Source organism: Streptomyces aurantiacus JA 4570, from assembly GCF_000414115.1.
GTDB lineage: Bacteria > Actinomycetota > Actinomycetes > Streptomycetales > Streptomycetaceae > Streptomyces > Streptomyces aurantiacus_A.
This window is the reverse complement of record NZ_AOPZ01000331.1, coordinates 1-2,714: the sequence shown is the minus strand read 5'-3', so window position 1 is coordinate 2,714 and position 2,714 is coordinate 1. Positions and strand designations below refer to the sequence as shown.

The window sequence follows — 2,714 nt, the reverse complement described above, 5'->3', positions numbered from 1 at the left end:
CGAACAGGTCGGCGAGGGCGCCGGGCGGGTCCGTGGCGAGGTCGCAGCGCACGTCGGCGTCCGGGGCGCGGCCGCCGGTGAGCAGCCGCGCGCCCGGCAGGGCGCGCAGCCGCTCGGCGACGTGCCCGCCCAGGTATCCGGTGGAGCCCAGGACGAGAATCCGCACGGGTCCGTCACGCTCCCTTGAGCAGCAGGGAGCGGTGGGTGGTGAACTCCGCGTTGGCGCGGTCGTAGTCGTCCGGGCGGCCGATGTCGAGCCAGTAGCCGTCGAACTCGTAGGCGTGCGGCGGGGTTTCGGACTTCAGCAGGTCGAGGACCAGCTCGTCGAAACCGAGCGGCAGGCCCGGCGTGTAGGAGGCGAGGGTGTCGCGCGAGACGCCGTACACGCCCATCGAGACGCGGTAGTCGATGCTCGGCTTCTCGGTGAAGGCGACCACGCGGCGGGCCTCCGTCGTCAGCACCCCGAAGTCGATGCGGACCTCACGCGCGTACGTCGCGATCGTCAGCGGCGCCTCGGACTCCTCGTGCGTGCGCAGCACGTCCGCGTAGTCCAGATCGGTGAGGACGTCGCCGTTCATGACGAGGAAGTGCTCGGGGAGGCGGTCCATCATCGTCAGGAGCGGGCCCATGGTGCCCAGCGGGCTGTCCTCCGTGGAGTAGCCGACGCGCAGTCCCCAGCGGGAGCCGTTGCCGACATAGGCGCGGATGATGTGGCCGAGGTGGCCGATCGCGATGGTGCAGCTGGTGAAGCCCGCCGCCGACAGCTGGCGGAGCACGATCTCCAGGATCGCGTGCTGGCCGCCGATCGGCACCAGCGGCTTGGGCAGCGAGGTGGTGTACGGCAGGAGCCGGACGCCCTTGCCTCCGGCGAGGATGACTGCGTGCATGAGTGCTCCCCTGTGGGTGAAGTGGTGCGCGGGTAGGTGCGTGAGCGGGGGCGCGGGTGCGCGCCAGGGGCGGTGACGTGTGGTGACGTACCGTCAGATGTTGTAGATACCCGTCTTGTAGCGGGCGAGGTTGGCCGGGTCGCGGAAGAACGTGACGGTGCGGGCGAGCCCCTGCTCCAGGTCGTGCGCGGGCGTCCAGCCGGTGGCGGCGCGCAGCCGGGAGGCGTCCGCGACCAGGCGCATCACCTCGGAGGCCGCGGGCCGGATGCGCCGCTCGTCCTCCGTCACGTCGAGTTCGGCGTCCATCACCTTGCCGATGAGCCGCACCAGGTCCCCGACGGAGATCTCGCCGCCCGTACCGGCGTTGAAGGTGCGCCCCTCCACGGTCGCCGCGGGCGCCGTGCCGACGGCGAGGAACGCCTGCGCGGTGTCCTTGACGAAGGTGAAGTCCCGGGTGGGCCGCAGATCGCCGAGCCTGATGGTGCGCGACCCGGCCGCCACCTGGCCGATCACGGTCGGGATGACCGCGCGCATGGACTGCCGCGGGCCGTAGGTGTTGAACGGCCGCAGCGTCACCACCGGCGTGCCGAAGCTCGCGTGGTAGGAGTCGGCGAGCCGGTCGCCGCCCGCCTTCGAAGCGGCGTACGGGGACTGTGTGTTGATGGGGTGGTCCTCGGTGATCGGCACGGTCCGCGCGGTGCCGTACGTCTCGCTGGTGGAGGTGTGCACCAGGCGCGGGATCTCCAGGTGGCGGACGGCTTCGAGGACGTTGAGGGTGCCGGTGACGTTCGTGTCCACGTAGGAGTGCGGCGCCTGGTACGAGTACGGGATCGCGATGAGCGCGGCCAGGTGGTAGACGGCATCGGCGTCCGCGACCAGCGAGCGCACCGAGCCGGTGTCGCGTACGTCGCCGAGGACCACCTCGACCTGGTCGAGCACGTCGGCGGGCAGCGTCTCCAGCCAGCCGTACGAGGAGAAGGAGTTGTACTGGACCATCGCGCGCACCCGGTGGCCGGTGGCCACCAGGGCCTCCGTGAGGTGCGAGCCGATGAAGCCCTCGGCCCCGGTGACGGCGGCGAGCGGTGCGGAAGTCATGTGATTCTCCTGGCGGTTGAAGGGGTGGTGCCGTGGTGGTCACGGCCGGGCGGGCGCCCGGGCCGGGGTGCGCGTGGTGCGGTCGTACGAGTGGTGCGGTGCCGCTCAGGCGTGGGCCGTCGGCCTGCCCAAGTGGCGTACGGCGGCGGCGAGCAGGGCCGACGCGGCGGCCGTGCACCCGGCGAGCTGGGCCGTCGCGGCCGGGAGCGACGAGACGTGTGGCAGCGCCGTGGCCGTGGCCGCCGCGCCGAGACAGAGCGCGGCCGAGGACCAGGCCACGCCGAATGCCTGGAGGAGCAGAGCCGTCCACAACACCGCGCCGAGCGCGAGGAGTTGGGCGGGCGGTGTGTCGATCAGCGGGGTGCTCGCGGCGATCGGCGCGAGGTAGGCCGCCACGCACACCAGCAGCGCGCGGGCGGCGCGCAGCCGGAAGCCGGCCGGTGAGGCGGAGGCGCGCAGGGCGGCGACGGCGAGCCCCCGGTAGCGGTACAGCAGCCACTCGGCCGGGCCCATGCTCAGCGTCAACACGATGACGGCGTACGGGTCCTGGCGCCCCGCGAGCGTCGCGAGCGTTCCGGCCGCGAGGCCGAACAGGCCGTAGGGCAGCGAGTGCGCGAGCCGGGGCACGGGCCCCGGCGCGGGGTCGGCGCGCAGCGCCGGGCGCAGCGCGTACCAGGCCGCGCCCACCGCGAGCGCCACCGTCAGGGCGGCCAGGCCGGACCGCAGCACGGT

At 73.1% G+C, this 2,714-nt stretch carries 2 protein-coding genes and 2 pseudogenes; all 4 read right to left on the bottom strand.

Features of this window, described 5'->3' with window-relative positions:
* Positions 1–166, bottom strand: a pseudogene (locus tag STRAU_RS44975) (NAD-dependent epimerase/dehydratase family protein); the annotation flags it as partial.
* Positions 167–173: 7 nt separating this feature from the next.
* Entirely contained in the window at positions 174–887 is a 714-nt protein-coding gene (locus tag STRAU_RS28195) for a nucleotidyltransferase family protein (RefSeq protein WP_016643816.1), read from the bottom strand.
* Positions 888–980: 93 nt separating this feature from the next.
* Complete coding sequence (locus tag STRAU_RS28190) at positions 981–1,982, bottom strand: SDR family NAD(P)-dependent oxidoreductase (protein ID WP_016643815.1); 1,002 nt, start codon at positions 1,980–1,982, stop codon at positions 981–983.
* A gap of 105 nt (positions 1,983–2,087) precedes the next feature.
* Positions 2,088–2,714 (bottom strand): annotated as a pseudogene (locus STRAU_RS28185) (hypothetical protein); the annotation flags it as partial.